The following is a 16,476-nucleotide window of genomic DNA, read 5'->3' as shown; positions in this document are numbered from 1 at the left end:
CCAGGAGGGGGAACGCCGAGGTGGCGACACCGGAGGCCGGAGATTTCGCGGCTCTGCTGAAGGAACTGAAGGACCGTTCGGGGCGCAGCTACGGGGTTCTTGCCGGGAGACTGCACGTCAGCACGTCGACGCTCCACCGGTATTGCAACGGTGATGCGGTGCCGAACGAGTACGCCCCGGTGGAACGGCTGGCGCGGTTGTGCGCGGCGACCCCGGAGGAGCTGGTGGAGCTGCACCGGCGGTGGATCGTGGCGGATGCGGCCCGGAGACGCCCTGCCGCGGCTGCTTCTGAGGCTGCTCCTGCTCCTGTCTCTGCTCCTGCGGAGCCGGTGCCGGACGCGGTTTCGGACAAGGCTTCCGACCCGGGTCCGGAGACGGTTCCGGAGGCGGTTCGTGGTCCCGGGTCCGGGGCCGGTGGCGACGCGTCCGAGATCACGCCCGAACCCGGGCCCGGACCCGCGATCCCGGCCGGCGGGGCGAGCCGGCCCCGGCGGTTCCTGGCCTCCGCGCGGACGCGTGTGCTGCTCGCGGCCGTCGCCGTCGTCGCGCTGACCGTGCCGACCTCGATCGTCGTCAGCAATCTGTCGGGTACGGGCAAGGACGATTTCAGCAACGCCCCCGCCGTGGACGCGAAGGATCCGGACGAGCCCGAGCTCACCGGGCCCGGCGGCGACGCGAGCGCCACCGCCTCACCGAGCGGGGCGAAGAAGTCGGGCAAGCCCGTGCCGTCCGGCTCGGCGACCGTCTCGTCCCCGCCGTCGGGCGGCGCCTCCGCCACGGCCGGGGGACGCGGTACGGGATCCGGTTCGGGTGGGCAGCACAGCGGGGGCGTGCCGCTGAGCGCCACCATCAGCTCGTACAACTGGGATGCGCCCTGCGACAAGTACTACGTGCTGGACCAGAAGCCGAACGACGTGCCTCCGCCGCCCCCGCCGCAGGACACCCGCGGCTGGGCCAGGGCGCTCGGCGGGGTGGACGGCGGCAACCTGCTGCTCGAAGTCACCGTGCAGGGGAAGTCGGGGCAGGCCGTCGTGCTGAAAGGACTGCATGTGCGGACGCTGTCCCGGAAGGCGCCGCTGGCCTGGTCGGCTTATTCGATGGGGGATGGCTGCGGGAGCGGCATCACTCCGCAGTCCTTCGACATCGACCTCGACGACGGCCGGCCGGCCCTCACCCCGGTGGCGGGTAAGCAGGGGGACGTCCGGGTGCCGCCGAAGGACTTCCCGTTCCGGGTGTCCTCCACAGACGTGGAGGTGTTCGACCTCAACGCCCATGTCGAAGGGCACGACGTCAGCTGGTACCTGGAGCTGGAGTGGAGCAGCGGCGACCGGACGGGGATGCTGCGCATCGACGACGGCGGGAAGCCGTTCCGTACCAGCAGCATCAAGACCCGGCCGGGGTACATGTACCGGTACGACACGGCCCAGTGGGAGACCAAGGAGCCGAACTAGGTCTCGCCACCGGGCCGGGGCGTACGTGCTGACCGACGTCCTGGTCAGAGGCGCTCGGGGGTCCGGATGCCGAGCAGCTCCATGCCCTGGTGCAGGGTGCGGGCGGTGAGGTCCGAGAGGAAGAAGCGGTTCTCGGCCACATCGCCCGGCACCTCGGGCTTCAGTACCGGGCACTGGTCGTAGAACGTCGTGTAGAGCGACGACAGCTGGTAGAGGTACGAGGCGAGCTTGTGCGGCTCGTACGCGGCGGCGACCTCGGCCACGACCTCGGCGAACTGGTCCAGGTGCAGGGCCAGCGCGCGCTCGGCCGGGGCCAGCTCCAGCTCCGGGTGGGGCTGGGACTTCAGCTCGCCCGCCTTGCGCTTGATGGACCGGGAACGGGCGTGCGCGTACTGGATGTACACGCTGGTGTCGCCGGTCAGCGAGACCATCTGGTCCAGGTCGAACTTGTAGTCGCGGGCCGCCGACGTCGACAGGTCCGCGTACTTCACCGCGCCGATGCCGACCTGCGTGGCGCGCTCGGTGATCTCGTCCTCGGTGAGGTCCTTGGCCTTCTCGCGCACGACGGCGGACGCCCGGTCGATCGCCTCGTCGAGCAGGTCCTGGAGCCGGACCGTCTCGCCCTCACGGGTCTTGAACGGCTTGCCGTCCTTGCCGAGCACCGTGCCGAAGGCGAGCTGCACGGCCTTGACGTCCTCGTTCAGCCAGCCGGCCCGGCGGGCGGTCTCGAAGACCATCTTGAAGTGCAGGGCCTGCCGGGCGTCCACGACGTACAGCAGGGTGTCCGCCTTGAGGTTCTGGACCCGGTCGCGGATCGCGGAGAGGTCCGTCGCCGCGTAGCCGTAACCGCCGTTCGACTTCTTGACGATCAGCGGCACCGGGTTGCCGTCCGGGCCCTTCACGTCGTCGAAGAAGACGCAGAGCGCGCCCTCGGAGCGGACGGCGACGCCCGACTCCTCCAGGATGCGGCAGGTCTCCTCGAGCATGTCGTTGTAGCCGGACTCGCCGACGATGTCGGCGTCCCGGATCTCCATGTCGAGCTTGTTGAAGACCGAGTAGAAGTAGATCTTCGACTCGTCGACGAAGCGCTGCCACAGGGCGAGCGTCTCCTCGTCGCCGGCCTGGAGCGCCACGACGCGGTCCCGGGAGCGGGCCTTGAACTCCTCGTCGGAGTCGAAGAGCGCGCGGGAGGCCTTGTAGAGCCGGTTCAGCGAGGACATGGCGGCCTCGCCTTCCCCCTCGCCGCCGTCGCCCTCGTGGGTCAGCTCGCCCGGGTGCTCGATCAGGTACTGGATGAGCATGCCGAACTGGGTGCCCCAGTCGCCGATGTGGTGCCTGCGGACCACGGACTCGCCGGTGAACTCCAGGATCTGCACCATCGCGTCACCGATCACGGCGGAACGCAGGTGGCCGACGTGCATCTCCTTGGCCACGTTCGGCTGCGCGTAGTCGATGACGGTCGTGCCCGCGGCGCTGTTGTACGGCACGCCGAGCCGGCCCCCGTCGTCCGCGGCGCGCGCGGCGAGGGTCTCGATGATCGCCCTGTCGGCGAGCGTGACGTTGAGGAAGCCGGGTCCGGAGACCTCGATCTCCTTGATCAGGCCGCCCGCCGGGATCGCGGCGGTGACCTGGGAGGCGAGCTCGCGGGGGTTGCCCTTGAGCTTCTTGGCGAGGGCCAGGATGCCGTTGGCCTGGAAGTCGGCCCGGTCGCTTCGTCGCAGCAGCGGGTCCGCGGTGCCGGCATCCGGCAGAGCTGCCGTCAGGGCGTCCGCCAGCTGCTGCTGGAGCGTGGAAGCGAGGGAATTGACCGAGGCCATGTGCCGGCTGCCGTTTCCGTAGGAGTACAAGGGATCACACCCAGTATTCCACGGGCGGTAAAGCCGTTTTCTTGGTGCGGGCCGTGAGCCGTTTCCCCGTGCGGGCCGTAAGCCGTTTTCGCGCCGCCGGTGGACCTGGGAGAATGGGCGGAGCCCCTATGAGTCCTTGATGAGTCCCACAGGGGTTGTTCCTACGAGTCCTACAAGAGAGAAGGACGTGCAGACCGTGGCTCAGAGTCAGAGCAGCACCGAGGCCGACTGGGTCTCCCGCTTCGCGGACGATGTCATCGCCGAATCGGAGCGTCGTGCGCCTGGCAAACCGGTCGTCGTCGCGTCCGGCCTCTCCCCGTCGGGCCCGATCCACCTGGGCAACCTCCGCGAGGTCATGACCCCGCACCTGGTCGCCGACGAGATCCGCCGCCGCGGGTACACCGTCCGGCACCTGATCTCGTGGGACGACTACGACCGGTACCGCAAGGTCCCGAACGGTGTCCCGGGGATCGACGAGTCCTGGGCCGAGCACATCGGCAAGCCGCTGACCTCGGTGCCCGCCCCGGCCGGATCCGCGTACCCGAACTGGGCCGAGCACTTCAAGGCGGCCATGACGGCCGCGCTGGACGAGCTGGGCGTCGAGTACGACGGCATCAGCCAGACCGAGCAGTACACGGCGGGCGCCTACCGCGAGCAGATCCTGCACGCGATGAAGCACCGTGCCGACATCGACGCCGTCCTCGACCGGTACCGGACGAAGAAGGACCCGGCCGCGGCGGGCGCCAAGGGCGGCAAGAAGCCGCAGCAGCAGAAGAAGGTCGACGAGGCCGAGCTGGAGGCCGAGGCGGGCTCCGGTGCGGCGAGCGAGGACGACGGCAGCGGCGGTTCGGCCGGCTACTTCCCGTACAAGCCCTACTGCGGCAACTGCGAGAAGGACCTCACGACCGTCACCTCGTACGACGACGACAGCACCGAGCTGAACTACACCTGCACGGCCTGCGGCTTCGCCGAGACCGTGCGGCTGAGCGAGTTCAACCGCGGCAAGCTGGTCTGGAAGGTCGACTGGCCGATGCGCTGGGCGTACGAGGGCGTGATCTTCGAGCCGAGCGGGGTGGACCACTCCTCGCCGGGCTCCTCGTTCGTCGTCGGCGGCCAGATCGTCCGCGAGATCTTCGACGGCGTGCAGCCGATCGGCCCGATGTACGCCTTCGTCGGCATCTCCGGCATGGCGAAGATGTCCTCCAGCAAGGGCGGCGTGCCGACCCCGGCCGACGCGCTGAAGATCATGGAGGCGCCGCTGCTGCGCTGGCTGTACGCGCGCCGCAGGCCCAACCAGTCCTTCAAGATCGCCTTCGACCAGGAGATCCAGCGGCTCTACGACGAGTGGGACTCGCTGGCGCGCAAGGTCGCCGACGGCTCGGTGCTGCCGGCCGACGCCGCCGCGTACGCACGGGCCATCGGCACGGCCGCCGGTGAGCTGCCGAGCACGCCGCGCCCGCTGCCGTACCGCACGCTCGCGTCGGTCGTCGACATCACGGCCGGGCACGACGAGCAGACGCTGCGCATCCTGAGCGAGCTGGACCCGGAGAACCCGCTGACCTCGCTGGACGAGGCGCGGCCGCGTCTCGACCGCGCCGAGAACTGGATCACCAGCCAGGTCCCGGCGGAGGCCCGCACCATCGTCCGCGACGAGCCGGACAAGGAGCTCCTCGGCTCGCTGGACGACCAGGGCCGCCAGTCGCTGCGGCTGCTCCTGGACGGGCTGGACTCGCACTGGTCGCTGGACGGGCTCACCACGCTCGTCTACGGCGTGCCGAAGATCCTGGCGGGCCTGGAGCCGGACGCCAAGCCGACGCCCGAGCTGAAGGTCGCGCAGCGGTCGTTCTTCGCGCTGCTGTACCGGCTGCTGGTCGGCCGGGACACCGGGCCGCGGCTGCCCACGCTGCTGCTGGCCGTGGGCACTGAGCGGGTGCGCAGACTACTCGGTGAGTAGGCTGCCGGGCGCGTAGGCGCCTTGTGCACACAGGGCCGTCACCCGGTGATTCGGGTGACGGCCCTGTGCCGTTCCTGCTGTTGTCACTGCCCTTGCCGGGTACGGGGCGGGGCTCAGGCGATGTGGTCCGCTTCGAGCTCGGCGTGGTAGCGGTTCTTGAACTCCGGCATCAGACGGCGGATCAGCGCCGCGCTGCGCGGGTGCCTGACGTTGTGGCCGTCCGTGACGTGTATGTCCAGGGCGTCGACGCTGGGGTAGTCGTTGTGCTGGTTCACGAACGCGGCGAACACCTCGTACGCGATCGCGGCGAACTCCGCGTCCTCCTGCGCCCACTCGTCCGGTTCCGATTCCGGTTCCGGGGCCGGTTCGGGCTCCTGGGCCTGCTCCTGGAGCTGCGGCTGCTCGTGGGGCTGCGGCTGTTCCTGGGACGCGGTGCGGGGGCCCGGGACGGCGCCGATGGTGCCCACGTTGCCCAGGGGGCGGGTGCGGCCACCGGGGCCCGACGGGACCATCACCGGGGTCGGCTCCAGGCCCTCGACGTACATCGGGTTGTAGGCGCTCTCGTACGCGTCGTCCGGCACCTGGGGCGCCGCGAACCAGGGGCTCTCGTGCGAGCCGGGGCCCTCCTGGGGCCATTCCTCGGCGGGGCCGGGGCCGGGGCCTGCGTCGGAGGGGTGGGCGTGCTGCTGGTACTGCGGCTGCTGTGCGTGCTGCTGCTGGAGGTGCCCGTCCTGCGGGTGGTGCGCGTGCTGCTCGGGGGCGTACGGCAACTCGGGCTGGGAATCGGCAGGTTCGGCCTGGGCCAGGGCGGGGGCCGGGGGCAGCAGGGCCGGTTCGATGCCCGCGGCGGCCAGGCCGGACGGACCTGTCTCGGCCAGCGGGACGCCGTACTTCGCCAGGCGCAGCGGCATCAGGGACTCGACGGGGGCCTTGCGGCGCCAGTTGCGGCCGAAGCGGGCCTGGAGGCGGGCCTGGTAGATCAGCCGGTCCTGTTCGAGCTTGATGACCTGTTCGTAGGACCGGAGTTCCCAGAGCTTCATCCGGCGCCAGAGCCGGAACGTCGGTACGGGGGAGAGCAGCCAGCGGGTGAGCCGGACGCCCTCCATGTGCTTGTCGGCCGTGATGTCGGCGATCCGGCCCACGGCGTGGCGGGCGGCCTCGACGGAGACCACGAACAGCACCGGGATGACGGCGTGCATGCCGACGCCGAGCGGGTCGGGCCAGGCCGCGGCGCCGTTGAAGGCGATGGTCGCGGCGGTCAGCAGCCAGGCGGTCTGGCGCAGCAGCGGGAACGGGATGCGCAGCCAGGTCAGCAGCAGGTCCAGGGCGAGCAGGACGCAGATGCCCGCGTCGATGCCGATGGGGAAGACCAGCGAGAAGTCCCCGAAGCCCTTCTGGAGGGCGAGCTCGCGCACCGCCGCGTAGGATCCCGCGAATCCGATCCCGGCGATGAGCACCGCACCGGCGACCACGAGACCGATGAGTATCCGGTGGGTGCGTGTCAGCTGCATCGCGGCCACCCGCGTTCCCCTCCCCGTTCTCCCGTATCCGACGCCATGTTCCGACGCCGTGCTTCGACGTCCTGTTCGGCGTCCTGCTGTCACTTCTGGCGGGCACAGCCTGGCACATGGGAACGCGGCGTGTTGCGCGGGGAGGGGCGAAGCCCGGCGCTCGGGGGAGCGCCGGGCTTCGCTGAACCGCTTCTGGGCAGGGGTGTTGCTAGCTCGTCTTCTTGACGGTCGACTTGTGCGCGGAGGTCTTCTTGGCCGTCGACCCGCTGTCCGAGGAGTCCTTTCCGGAGGACTTGGGGGAGTCCTTGCCGGAGTCCTTGGCGGAGGACTTGGGGGAGTCCTCCTTGTCCGTCTTGTCCGTGGCCTTCCCGCTCGGAGCGGTCGAGCCGGACGGCTTGTCCGACGCCGCGCCGGCGACGGCGGCCACCGCTTCCTTGGCCGCCTTCTCGGCGCCCTTGAGGATGTCGTCGGCGGAGGGGGTCTTCGCGCCCGCGTAACCCGCGCCGTTGTAGGTGAGGGTGACGACGACGTTCTCGGTCCGGGTCACGATCGTCGCGTACTTGAAGTCCTCACCCGTCTTGGTGAGGTCGTAGGTGATCTTGGTGGCCTGCTCGCCGATGCCGCTGACGGGCGCCTCGGCGACCTTCTTGGCGCCCTCGGCCGCCTTGGCCTTGGCGACCTGCTTGTCGAAGTCCTGCTGGGCGCGCTTGGCGCCGCTGCCCAGGGACTGGTCCGAGTCGAAGCGGGTGAAGCCGACGTCGAGCCAGCGGTACTGGGAACCCTTCACACCGTTGTCGTCGAGACCGTTCCAGGAGCAGCCGGCGCGGGACAAGGCGTCGCTGGAGGTGGCGGCCGTGCCGTTCTTGGACTTCGCCGAGGGAACCAGCGAAGTCACCGTCTTCTTGGTGATCGACTTGCACGGGTCGGGCAGCGCGGAGAACTTCGCGGGCTCGACGGTCGGTTCCGCCTTCTTGGTCGCGCTCGCCGATGCGGACGACTCGGACGGGCCCGATTCCTTCTTGTCGCCGGAGTCCGACGAGCAGCCGGCGACGACGAGCATCACCGGGACGGCGGCGCAGGCGAGTATGCGGGAGAGTCGCGGGGCTGAACGGTGCATGGTTCCTTCACTCGGGTGGCGCGGCGGGCGGGCTGCCAGGCGGTCGGCGGGGGTCGGCCGGTGCGGTCGGCGGGCGGTCGGCGGGCGGCCGGTGTGGTCGGCCGGTTTTCCGGAGGGTCGCCCGGAAGCTGCTCCGGAGCGTTGTCCGGAGGGCCACGGTACGACGGACCGCGACCGGATGCCGCCTCGGCCGGGGACCCGGTGGCCGGGGGCGGCACGCTCCGGGAGAGCCCCGGACGGGGTCATTCGCTGAACTTGTCGACCAGCTGACGGGCCAGTGTCTGGGCCTTCTCCTGCAGTTCCTTGCTGTCGGGGACCACGGTGGAGACGGTCGGCTGTTCGGTGAAGTCGACGGTCACGATGACGTTCGATGTGCGGAATACCACGCTCACCGTGCGGTGCTGTGCGGTGGAACCTGCCCGGGTGAGCAGATCGTCCAGAAATGCGTTGTCGCCGAGGTCGTCGAGGACGCGCGGCTGGAGGCTGTCGCCCGGGTCCTCGTCGGTGTTGTCGGCCCCGTCGGTGCTTCCGGTGTCGTCGGTGTTCCCGGGCTCGCTGCTTCCGGTCCCGGAGGAGTGGCCGGTCAGGGCGTGCGAGGCGGAGCCGGAGGCCGAGGCGGTGGTGGAAACGGCGTCGGAAGCGGCGGGGTGCGCCGGCTTCTTCGTGTCCTCCGCCTTCTTCGTGCTGTCGTCCGTGGCGTCGGGGGTCTCGGAGGGCGAGGACAGACCGGCTGCGGTCTCCTTCTTCCCGTACACCTCGCGGGCGCGGTCGTCGTCGCTCACCGCGGGGTCGTAGGAGACGACGCGCTCGAAGTCGATGGACAGGGTGTGCGAGGAGGAGGAGTCCTCGGACTTCCAGCGGCAGCCGACCCGGCGGTCGGTGTCGTAGGTGACGGCGGCGGTGCCCTCGTACACCTTCTTCTGCTGTTCCTCGGAGAGTTCGGCGGCGCCCGTGAGCAGGTCCTTCAGCGTGGACGTCGCGACGGCGCGGCAAGGATCGGGAAGTGTCTGGTACTTGCCGGGGGCCGCTGCGGCGACGGCTGTCTCGCCGGGCTTGCTGTCGCCTGCGGAACCACCGGTTCCGGTGTCGGCGCTGCAGCCGACGACGAGCGCTGCCAGCAGCGCGGTGCCGGTTACATAGGCCATTCGTCGCACGGCCCTGGGCTCCCTTCGTGCGAAAAACGGTTGCCGCTCGATGGCGACCGGTGGACACAATGTGTATCGCACGCGCCGCTGTGAATGCCGGTCGGCCGACTTATTTGCCGACCTTGGCACCGGTTTTGCGCTTTCAGACTTTTCGGGGGAATCGAGGAACTATGTCTTATGTAGAGGTGCCGGGGGCGAAGGTTCCCATCCGCATGTGGGCCGACCCGGCTTCGGTCGAGGACGTCGCGATGCAGCAGCTGCGCAACGTGGCCACGCTGCCCTGGATCAAGGGCCTCGCCGTCATGCCGGACGTCCACTTCGGCAAGGGGGCGACGGTCGGTTCGGTGATCGCGATGCACGGTGCGGTCTGCCCGGCGGCGGTCGGTGTGGACATCGGCTGCGGAATGTCCGCGGTGAAGACCTCGCTGACGGCCAATGACCTGCCGGGCGACCTGTCCCGGCTCCGCTCGAAGATCGAGCAGGCCATTCCGGTGGGGCGCGGCATGCACGACGAGGCCGTGGCGCCGGACCAGCTGTACGGCTTCCGGGCGCCGGGCTGGGACGACTTCTGGGGTCGGTTCGACGGGGTGGCCGATGCGGTCAAGTTCCGTCAGGAACGGGCCACGAAGCAGATGGGAACGCTCGGATCGGGCAACCACTTCATCGAGTTCTGCCTCGATGAGTCGGGTTCGGTCTGGCTGATGCTGCACTCCGGATCGCGGAACATCGGCAAGGAACTGGCCGACTTCCACATCGGACAGGCGCAGAAGCTGCCGCACAACCAGGATCTGATCGACCGCGACCTGGCGGTGTTCATCGCCGACACCCCGCAGATGGCGGCGTACCGGAACGACCTGTTCTGGGCGCAGGAGTACGCGAAGCACAACCGCGCCATCATGATGGCGCTCTTCCAGAACGTGGTCCGCAAGGAGTTCAAGAAGGCCAAGGTGACCTTCGAGCCGGTCATCTCCTGCCACCACAACTATGTGGCGGAGGAGCGGTACGAGGGCATGGACCTGCTGGTCACGCGGAAGGGCGCGATCCGTGCGGGGTCCGGGGACTTCGGGATCATCCCGGGGTCGATGGGCACCGGTTCGTACATCGTGAAGGGCCTCGGGAACGAGAAGTCGTTCAACTCGGCCTCGCACGGCGCCGGCCGGAAGATGAGCCGGAACGCGGCGAAGCGGCGCTTCTCGACGCGCGACCTGGAGGACCAGACGCGGGGTGTGGAGTGCCGCAAGGACTCCGGCGTCGTGGACGAGATCCCGGCCGCGTACAAGCCGATCGAGAAGGTCATCGAGCAGCAGCGGGACCTGGTGGAGGTCGTCGCCAAGCTCAAGCAGATCGTGTGCGTGAAGGGCTGAGGGCCTGTCGACGGCCCGCTGGTGGCCTGTTGACGGCTTGTTGATGGCCGTCGCGCACGGATGACGGAAGAGCCTCGGACGCGGGTGGTGTGTCCGGGGCTCTTCCTTCTGTTCCGGTGGCTCTTTCGCGGCCGCTCCCTCCTGGCCGCTTCGGTCAGCCGGTGCGGTGGACCTTGGAGTTGGAGGCCTGGGCGCGGGGGCGGACCACGAGGAGGTCGATGTTGACGTGGCTGGGCCGGGTGACGGCCCAGGTGATGGTGTCAGCCACGTCGTCGGCGGTGAGGGGGGCGTCGACGCCCGCGTAGACCTTGGCGGCCTTCTCGGTGTCGCCGCGGAAGCGGGTGGTGGCGAACTCCTCCGTCCTGACCATGCCGGGGGCGACCTCGATGACGCGGACCGGGGTGCCGACGATCTCCAGGCGGAGGGTCTCGGCCAGGACGTGCTCGCCGTGCTTGGCGGCCACGTAACCGCCGCCGCCCTCGTAGGTGGAGAGGCCCGCGGTGGAGGAGAGGATCACGACCGTGCCGTCGCCGCTCCCGGTGAGGGCGGGGAGCAGGGCCTGGGTGACATTGAGCGTGCCGATGACGTTCGTCTCGTACATCTGGCGCCAGTCGGCGGGGTCGCCGGTGGCGACCGGGTCGGCCCCGAGCGCGCCGCCCGCGTTGTTGACGAGGACGGCGAGGGAACGGAACGCCGTGGCGAACTCGTCCACCGCGGCGCGGTCGGTGACGTCCAGCGCGTAGGCCGCCGCCTGGTGGCCCGCCTCGTTGATCTCGGCGGCGAGCGCCTCGATGCGGTCCTTGCGGCGGGCGGTCAGTACGACGCGGTAGCCGGCTGCGGCCAGCTGCCGGGCGGTCGCGGCACCGATGCCGCTGCTCGCTCCGGTGACGACGGCGATCGGGGTGGCGGCCATGGCGGACTCCTCGGACAGCTGATCGGTACGGGGTCAGGATAGGCAGGCGCGGGGCTTCCTAGTGGTTGCGGGGGGCGTACATGATCACGGCCATGCCGGCCAGGCAGATCAGCGCGCCGATCACGTCCCACCGATCGGGGCGGTAGCCGTCGGCGACCATGCCCCAGGCGATCGAGCCGGCGACGAAGACACCGCCGTACGCGGCGAGGATGCGGCCGAACTCGCCGTCCGGCTGGAGCGTGGCGACGAAGCCGTAGGCGCCGAGGGCGATGACGCCCGCACCGATCCAGATCCAGCCGCGGTGCTCGCGCACACCCTGCCAGACCAGCCAGGCACCCCCGATCTCGAAGAGCGCGGCGACGATGAACAGGGCGACGGAGCGGGTGACGGACATGGGGCCCAGCGTTTCACGAGGTGACGGGCCGGGTGAGAGTCGAGTGCGGGGCCGGGTGAGAGCCGAGTGCGGGGCCGGGCGGCAGGTGCGTGAGGGCCGAGCGAGCGGTGAAGGCGCGCCGAACCGGTCGGTCAATACGGATAATTCAGGGTGATCTGTATCTTCGGGGCATGGTAGTGACACATGGAGTCGCACGAACCCTCCCCGCGAAAGCCCAGGCAGTGGTGCCGGCCGCACCAGCGGCTGTGGCTGCGGTAGTGGCAGTGGCGCTGGCTTCGACGGTGGTGCTGGGGGCGGGTGCCGCGGCTGCCGCTCCTTCGGTGTCTCTGCCCCCTTCGCCCTCTGTGCCCTCCCCGGCCGCTGCGCCCTCTTCCGCCCTTGCGTCTTCCTCCGCCGTTGAGCCCGAGGCCGATGTGTCGCACCACGGGCATGTCCTGCTGTGGGGCTCGGGGCTCGGGGTCCGGGTACGGACCGAGAACCACGGCCCGTCGAACCTGGCGGGTGTGACCGTGCGCGTGCGGACATCGGTGGCGCTCGCCGCGCGACAGGAGCTCCCGCGGAGCTGTCTGCAGACCGACCGGTGGACCGTGCTGTGCCGGACGGGCGCCCTGCACGCCGACGGGGCGGAGGAGCGGCGGCTCGCCCTCGACCTGCGGCTCCTGGAGCGGCCGGACGAGGTGGTCGTACGGGTCGACACGCTGTGGAACGGCGGCGCGACCGACCGGAACCCCGGGAACAACGACCACGAGGTGCTGGCTCCGGCCACCGGGGACGAGTACGTGTTCTGAGCCCGGGAGTATGCGGGCTTCGTGGGCGGCGGTTCGGGCTTCGCGGCCGGAGCTGCGGGGCGCGTGCTCATCGGGTGAGGGCGGCCCGCAGCTCCGCCGGGTCGGGGTGCTCGCTCGCCCAGGCGATGTAGCCGTCGGGGCGGACGAGCAGGGTGGTGGCGCGGTCGCTCCGCCAGTGGGCGTGCACCAGCGGGGTCGGTGACGCCGGAACGGCGGCGCCGGCGGGGGTGACGAGGACGAACGTCCCGTCGCGCAGCAACTGGTGCAGACGGCCCTCCCGCAGGCTCAGGTCGGGGGCGCGCTTCGAGGTCAGGGGATGTGCGCCGCGCGGGGCCGGGTAGGCGATCGAGATGCCGGAGACCATGCCGATGGTCTTGTCGGAGGCGGGCCGGACCCTGGACAGCGCGTTGGCGGTGAGGGTTCTGACCGCCCGCTGGAGCGGGGTGCGTGCCATGGCGAGGCGGACGAGCGCGCCGCTGGAGCGGAGCACTTTCGTGCCGACCGGGTGCCGTTCGGCGTGGTAGCTGTCGAGGAGCGCCTCCGGGTCGGTCGTCCGCCCCCGCAGCACGGCGGCGAGCTTCCAGGAGAGATTGGCGGCGTCCTGAAGGCCGGTGTTCATTCCCTGGCCGCCCGCGGGCGAGTGGACATGGGCGGCGTCCCCGGCGAGGAAGACCCGGCCGGTGCGGTAGCGCGGCACCTGGCGTTCGTCGCTGTGGAAGCGGGAGATCCAGCGCGGGTCGTGCATGCCGTAGTCGGTGCCGAGGGCGCTTCGGGTGATCTCGCGCAGCTCTTCGAGATCGACGGGGTCGGAGGGGCCGCTGTCGGCGGCCTGGCGGGAGTGGCTCCACCCCATCACGCGATACCAGCCGTCACCGAAGGGGGCGATGAAGGCGAACGCGTCACCGCCGCCGCTGACCGTGAGGGTGTCGTCCGGCTCCTCGGTGAGCCGGACGTCGGCGAGGGCGATCGACCGGATCACGGACTTGCCGGGGAAGGGCAGGCCGAGTGCCTGGCGTACGGCGCTGCGCATCCCGTCGGCGCCCACGAGATAGCGGGCGGTGAGAGTGGACCGGCTGCCGTCCGGCTCGCGCAGCTCGGCGCCGACCGATTCCGACGCGGCGCTCTGCTGGAGCCCGGTCAGCTCCGTCTCGTACCGGAAGTGGACGCCGGCGGTGCGGGCACGGCGCTCCAGCAGCTGCTCCACCTCGTACTGCGGGGTGATCAGCACGAAGGGGAAGCGGGTGTGCAGCCGGCCGAGGTCGAGCGAGAGCTTGCCGAAGAAGCGCAGGGAGCTGAGGGAGGTGCCCGTCTTGATCAGCTCGTCGGCCAGGCCGCGGCTGTCGAGCAGTTCGAGCGTGCGGGCGTGTACGGCGAAGGCGCGCGTCATATTGCTCGTCCGGTGCGGGCGGCGCTCCACGAGCGTCACGGAGACGCCCTGGGTGGCGAGATCCCCCGCGAGCAGCAGGCCGGTGGGGCCCGCGCCCACGACGATCACGTCGACGGTCTCGGGTGCGGTGCGCGGGGTGGTGGTCATGACTGCCTCCTGGGCCCGTTCATCGGCTCTCACCTTCATGCCAACAAGTGTTGGTCAACGCTTGTTGGCAACGGTAGCTCCGGCGGGGCTGGCATGTCAACGGTTGTTGGCCTACATTTGTTGGCATGACGAAGCCCGCCACCGCGCCCCGCCGTTCGGATGCCACCAAGGCGGCGATTCTCGAAGCCGCGCGCGAGCGGTTCGCCGCCGACGGGTACGAGCGCGCCACCATCCGGGCCATCGCCCGTGACGCGAACATCGACCCGTCGATGGTCATGCGCTACTACGGCAACAAGGAGGGGTTGTTCGTCGCCGCTTCCGCGATCGATCTGCGGATGCCGCAGCTGGGGGCGTTGCCGGGCAAGCACGTCGGTTCGGTCCTCGTCGCGCACTTCCTGGACCGCTGGGAGAACGACGACGTGCTCACGGCCATGCTCAGGGTCGGTGTCACCAACGAAGCGGGCGCGGAGCGGATGCGGGCGGTCTTCGCCGAGCAGATCGGCGCGGTCACGGCCGGCGTCTGCCCCGATCCGGCCGAAGCGCCCCACCGTGCGGCGCTCGTCGCCGCGCAGATACTCGGGATGGCGCTCACGCGCTACGTGCTGCGCTTCGGGCCCGCCGTCGAGATGTCGCGCGACGAGCTGATCGCCTGGCTCGCGCCCACCGTCCAGCGCTACCTGACCGCCGAGGCGCCGTAGGGCCGGGCCGGCGGATCAGGGCCGGGACGGACGAGTTGCCTGCTTCGTACACTCTCTGCATGTCGCAGAAGTCCCAGCCCCGCCGCAGTGCGCTGATGGCCGAGCTGACCGTCGAGTCACGCCGCTACATGGCCGCGTACGCGCTCTTCAACCAGGCCGTCGCGGACCACCTGCGGCTCCACCCGACCGACCTGCAGTGTCTCAACCTGCTCGGCCTGGAGACGGCCCCGGTCACCACGGGCCGCATCGCGGAGCTGACCGGGCTGACCACGGGGTCGGCGACCCGGCTGGTCGACCGGCTGGAGCGGGGCGGGTACGTGACGCGCGAGCGCGACACCGTCGACCGGCGGCGGGTGCTCGTCACGACCGTGCCGGAGCGGATGGCGGAGATCGGCGCGGTGTGGCAGCGGCTGAACGGGGCGTGGGCGGCCATGTTCGAGGCGTACGACGACAACGAAGTGGCCCTGCTCATCACCCACATGCGGCGGACGGTCGAACTGAGCGCGTCGCAGGTCGAGGCGTTGCGGGAGGCCGGCGACGCGACCGCCGCGGGCGATGCGACGGCCGCCGGGCCTTCGGATGCCGGACCTTCGGATACCGGGCCTTCGGGCACCGGCCCCGGGCGGGGCTGAGGCCGTACCCCCTCCCCGGAGCTACGCCCCGTCCGCCGGAGCGGGCGCGAATTCGTGGAGCGCCTTGGTGACGATCGCTTCCAGATGGGAGTGGTGGGCGCCCCGCCAGTAGACGCGGTCGCACTCCGTGCACTGCGCGAAGACGTCGTACGAGCGCCGGGTGCCGTGCTCCAGGTGGTCGCTGACCGAGTCCTTGTCGGCCGTCCGCAGCGGGCCGTTGCAGGCGGTGCACCTGGTCCAGGGTGCGAGGTGCGGGGCGAACCGGCCCAGTACGTCGCGGAGTTGGTCCTCCGGGCGGTCGCTGTAGACGTACGCGCCGGCCCAGATCTCCCGGCGGTGCAGCAGCCCGCGGTCCCGCGAGAGCAGTACGCGCCGCTCGTTCGCCGACCGGGTGGCCAGCGCGGGATCGCCGATGTCCTCGCTCTCGTACGCCGCGTCCACGCCCAGCAGCCGCAGCCGCCGGGCCAGCGTGCCGAGGTGGACGTCGAGCAGGAACCGCAGCGGCGCGCCCGGGACGTGCTGAGGGCGCTCCACGGCCCGGACCTCGACCAGCTCGCCGTCCCCCGGGATGTGCGAGACGGGCACGGGGCGGCCGTCGACCAGGATCTGTCCGGCCTCGGTGAGCGGGATGCCGAGCGACTCCACGACATGGCCGAGGGTGGAGGCGCCGTCGGTGGTCACGGCAGTGCGTCCCCGGCGGCGTTCATGGGCGACGAAGAGCCTCAGCTCGGGGGCGACTTCGAGGTGGATCTCCGGTCCGTTCACCCCGTCAGGATGTCATCGGCCGGGGTGTGCCAGCCAGGGGGTTTCGATCGCCCGCGGGTGCGGTCAGGGGCGGAAGGCCGTGACGTGTTCCCCGGCCCAGGCGGCGAAGGTGCGGGCCGGGTGGCCGGTCAGCTTCTCGACGTCGCCGGTCACCTCGTCCGGGGAGCCGTCCGTGGCGGCCGCGTACGCGAGCAGCGCGTCGGCGATCGGCCCGGGCAGATGGGCGGCCACTGACTCCTTCCAGGCCGCCCCGGACACCGTGTTGACGGTGATGGGGCGTCCGCTCGCCGCCGCCAGCAGGCCGACCTGTTCGGCGGTATCCCGGAGGGGTCCCGGGCCGTCAAACGGTTTCGGCAGGTGGGG

14 protein-coding genes and 1 pseudogene are annotated in these 16,476 nt (G+C 70.7%); 6 read left to right on the top strand and 9 right to left on the bottom strand.

All coding sequences use genetic code 11. The annotated features are described in order from the left end of the window. The first annotated feature begins 20 nt into the window (after nt 1-20). The gene (locus tag ACWCPY_RS26510; protein ID WP_451268953.1) at nt 21-1,451 is read left to right on the top strand and encodes a helix-turn-helix domain-containing protein; all 1,431 of its coding nucleotides are present in this window, start codon (nt 21-23) and stop codon (nt 1,449-1,451) included. 44 nt (nt 1,452-1,495) lie between these two features. Here ACWCPY_RS26510 and argS read toward each other — a convergent pair whose 3' ends face one another. After that, nucleotides 1,496-3,268, bottom strand: a complete 1,773-nt coding sequence (gene argS / locus ACWCPY_RS26505; RefSeq protein WP_451269006.1) for an arginine--tRNA ligase — start codon at nt 3,266-3,268, stop codon at nt 1,496-1,498. 217 nt (nt 3,269-3,485) lie between these two features. Between argS and lysS the strand changes: the two genes are divergently transcribed. Further along, nucleotides 3,486-5,252: a lysine--tRNA ligase gene (gene lysS / locus ACWCPY_RS26500; RefSeq protein WP_451268951.1), complete on the top strand. Its 1,767-nt coding sequence runs from the start codon at nt 3,486-3,488 to the stop codon at nt 5,250-5,252. A gap of 113 nt (nt 5,253-5,365) precedes the next feature. Here lysS and ACWCPY_RS26495 read toward each other — a convergent pair whose 3' ends face one another. The 3 genes from ACWCPY_RS26495 to ACWCPY_RS26485 all read right to left on the bottom strand — a co-directional run bounded on the left by ACWCPY_RS26495 (nt 5,366) and on the right by ACWCPY_RS26485 (nt 9,025). Beyond that, nucleotides 5,366-6,763, bottom strand: coding sequence for a DUF2637 domain-containing protein (locus ACWCPY_RS26495; protein ID WP_451268949.1), 1,398 nt, complete (start codon nt 6,761-6,763; stop codon nt 5,366-5,368). Nucleotides 6,764-6,971: 208 nt separating this feature from the next. After that, nucleotides 6,972-7,880 carry a DUF3558 family protein gene (locus ACWCPY_RS26490; protein WP_451268947.1) on the bottom strand — a complete coding sequence of 303 codons (909 nt, stop codon included), beginning with the start codon at nt 7,878-7,880 and terminating at the stop codon, nt 6,972-6,974. A gap of 242 nt (nt 7,881-8,122) precedes the next feature. Further along, nucleotides 8,123-9,025, bottom strand: a complete 903-nt coding sequence (locus tag ACWCPY_RS26485; RefSeq protein ID WP_451268945.1) for a DUF3558 domain-containing protein — start codon at nt 9,023-9,025, stop codon at nt 8,123-8,125. Between the two features lie 170 nt (nt 9,026-9,195). Between ACWCPY_RS26485 and ACWCPY_RS26480 the strand changes: the two genes are divergently transcribed. Continuing rightward, nucleotides 9,196-10,389, top strand: coding sequence for an RtcB family protein (locus ACWCPY_RS26480; protein WP_072488093.1), 1,194 nt, complete (start codon nt 9,196-9,198; stop codon nt 10,387-10,389). Nucleotides 10,390-10,543: 154 nt separating this feature from the next. Here the strand turns inward: ACWCPY_RS26480 and ACWCPY_RS26475 are convergent, their stop codons facing one another. Further along, the gene (locus ACWCPY_RS26475; RefSeq protein ID WP_451268943.1) at nt 10,544-11,302 is read right to left on the bottom strand and encodes an SDR family NAD(P)-dependent oxidoreductase; all 759 of its coding nucleotides are present in this window, start codon (nt 11,300-11,302) and stop codon (nt 10,544-10,546) included. Nucleotides 11,303-11,360: 58 nt separating this feature from the next. Next, entirely contained in the window at nt 11,361-11,696 is a 336-nt protein-coding gene (locus ACWCPY_RS26470; RefSeq protein ID WP_451268941.1) for a YnfA family protein, read from the bottom strand. A gap of 503 nt (nt 11,697-12,199) precedes the next feature. Here ACWCPY_RS26470 and ACWCPY_RS26465 point away from each other — a divergent pair. Beyond that, a complete protein-coding gene (locus ACWCPY_RS26465) occupies nt 12,200-12,484 on the top strand; it encodes a hypothetical protein (protein WP_451268939.1) in 285 nt (94 codons plus the stop codon). A gap of 67 nt (nt 12,485-12,551) precedes the next feature. On the opposite strand, the gene ACWCPY_RS26460 is transcribed toward ACWCPY_RS26465, so the two are convergent. Next, the gene (locus ACWCPY_RS26460; RefSeq protein WP_451268937.1) at nt 12,552-14,018 is read right to left on the bottom strand and encodes an FAD-dependent monooxygenase; all 1,467 of its coding nucleotides are present in this window, start codon (nt 14,016-14,018) and stop codon (nt 12,552-12,554) included. Nucleotides 14,019-14,143: 125 nt separating this feature from the next. On the opposite strand from ACWCPY_RS26460, the gene ACWCPY_RS26455 reads away from it, so the two are divergent. Together ACWCPY_RS26455 and ACWCPY_RS26450 are read left to right on the top strand one after the other, a co-directional pair. Next, nucleotides 14,144-14,716 carry a TetR/AcrR family transcriptional regulator gene (locus ACWCPY_RS26455; RefSeq protein ID WP_451268935.1) on the top strand — a complete coding sequence of 191 codons (573 nt, stop codon included), beginning with the start codon at nt 14,144-14,146 and terminating at the stop codon, nt 14,714-14,716. Between the two features lie 59 nt (nt 14,717-14,775). After that, nucleotides 14,776-15,258, top strand: a pseudogene (locus ACWCPY_RS26450) (MarR family winged helix-turn-helix transcriptional regulator); the annotation flags it as partial. A gap of 111 nt (nt 15,259-15,369) precedes the next feature. Here ACWCPY_RS26450 and ACWCPY_RS26445 read toward each other — a convergent pair. Then, nucleotides 15,370-16,113 (bottom strand): Mut7-C RNAse domain-containing protein, encoded by a 744-nt coding sequence (locus ACWCPY_RS26445; RefSeq protein WP_451268933.1) that lies wholly within the window; start codon nt 16,111-16,113, stop codon nt 15,370-15,372. Nucleotides 16,114-16,176: 63 nt separating this feature from the next. Further along, nucleotides 16,177-16,371, bottom strand: a complete 195-nt coding sequence (locus ACWCPY_RS26440) for a hypothetical protein (protein WP_451268931.1) — start codon at nt 16,369-16,371, stop codon at nt 16,177-16,179. Nucleotides 16,372-16,476 lie beyond the last annotated feature (105 nt).

The sequence above is a fragment of the Streptomyces sp. NPDC002403 genome, from assembly GCF_053593015.1.
This window is presented reverse-complemented; position numbering and strand designations above follow the sequence as displayed.

What these genes read in the sequence shown, in the direction of transcription:
- argS (WP_451269006.1), bottom strand. Translation starts at nt 3,268, where the DNA reads ATGGCCTCGGTCAATTCCCTCGCTTCCACGCTCCAGCAGCAGCTGGCG.
- ACWCPY_RS26495 (WP_451268949.1), bottom strand. Translation starts at nt 6,763, where the DNA reads ATGCAGCTGACACGCACCCACCGGATACTCATCGGTCTCGTGGTCGCC.
- ACWCPY_RS26490 (WP_451268947.1), bottom strand. Translation starts at nt 7,880, where the DNA reads ATGCACCGTTCAGCCCCGCGACTCTCCCGCATACTCGCCTGCGCCGCC.
- ACWCPY_RS26485 (WP_451268945.1), bottom strand. Translation starts at nt 9,025, where the DNA reads ATGGCCTATGTAACCGGCACCGCGCTGCTGGCAGCGCTCGTCGTCGGC.
- ACWCPY_RS26480 (WP_072488093.1), top strand. Translation starts at nt 9,196, where the DNA reads ATGTCTTATGTAGAGGTGCCGGGGGCGAAGGTTCCCATCCGCATGTGG.
- ACWCPY_RS26475 (WP_451268943.1), bottom strand. Translation starts at nt 11,302, where the DNA reads ATGGCCGCCACCCCGATCGCCGTCGTCACCGGAGCGAGCAGCGGCATC.
- ACWCPY_RS26470 (WP_451268941.1), bottom strand. Translation starts at nt 11,696, where the DNA reads ATGTCCGTCACCCGCTCCGTCGCCCTGTTCATCGTCGCCGCGCTCTTC.
- ACWCPY_RS26460 (WP_451268937.1), bottom strand. Translation starts at nt 14,018, where the DNA reads ATGACCACCACCCCGCGCACCGCACCCGAGACCGTCGACGTGATCGTC.
- ACWCPY_RS26455 (WP_451268935.1), top strand. Translation starts at nt 14,144, where the DNA reads ATGACGAAGCCCGCCACCGCGCCCCGCCGTTCGGATGCCACCAAGGCG.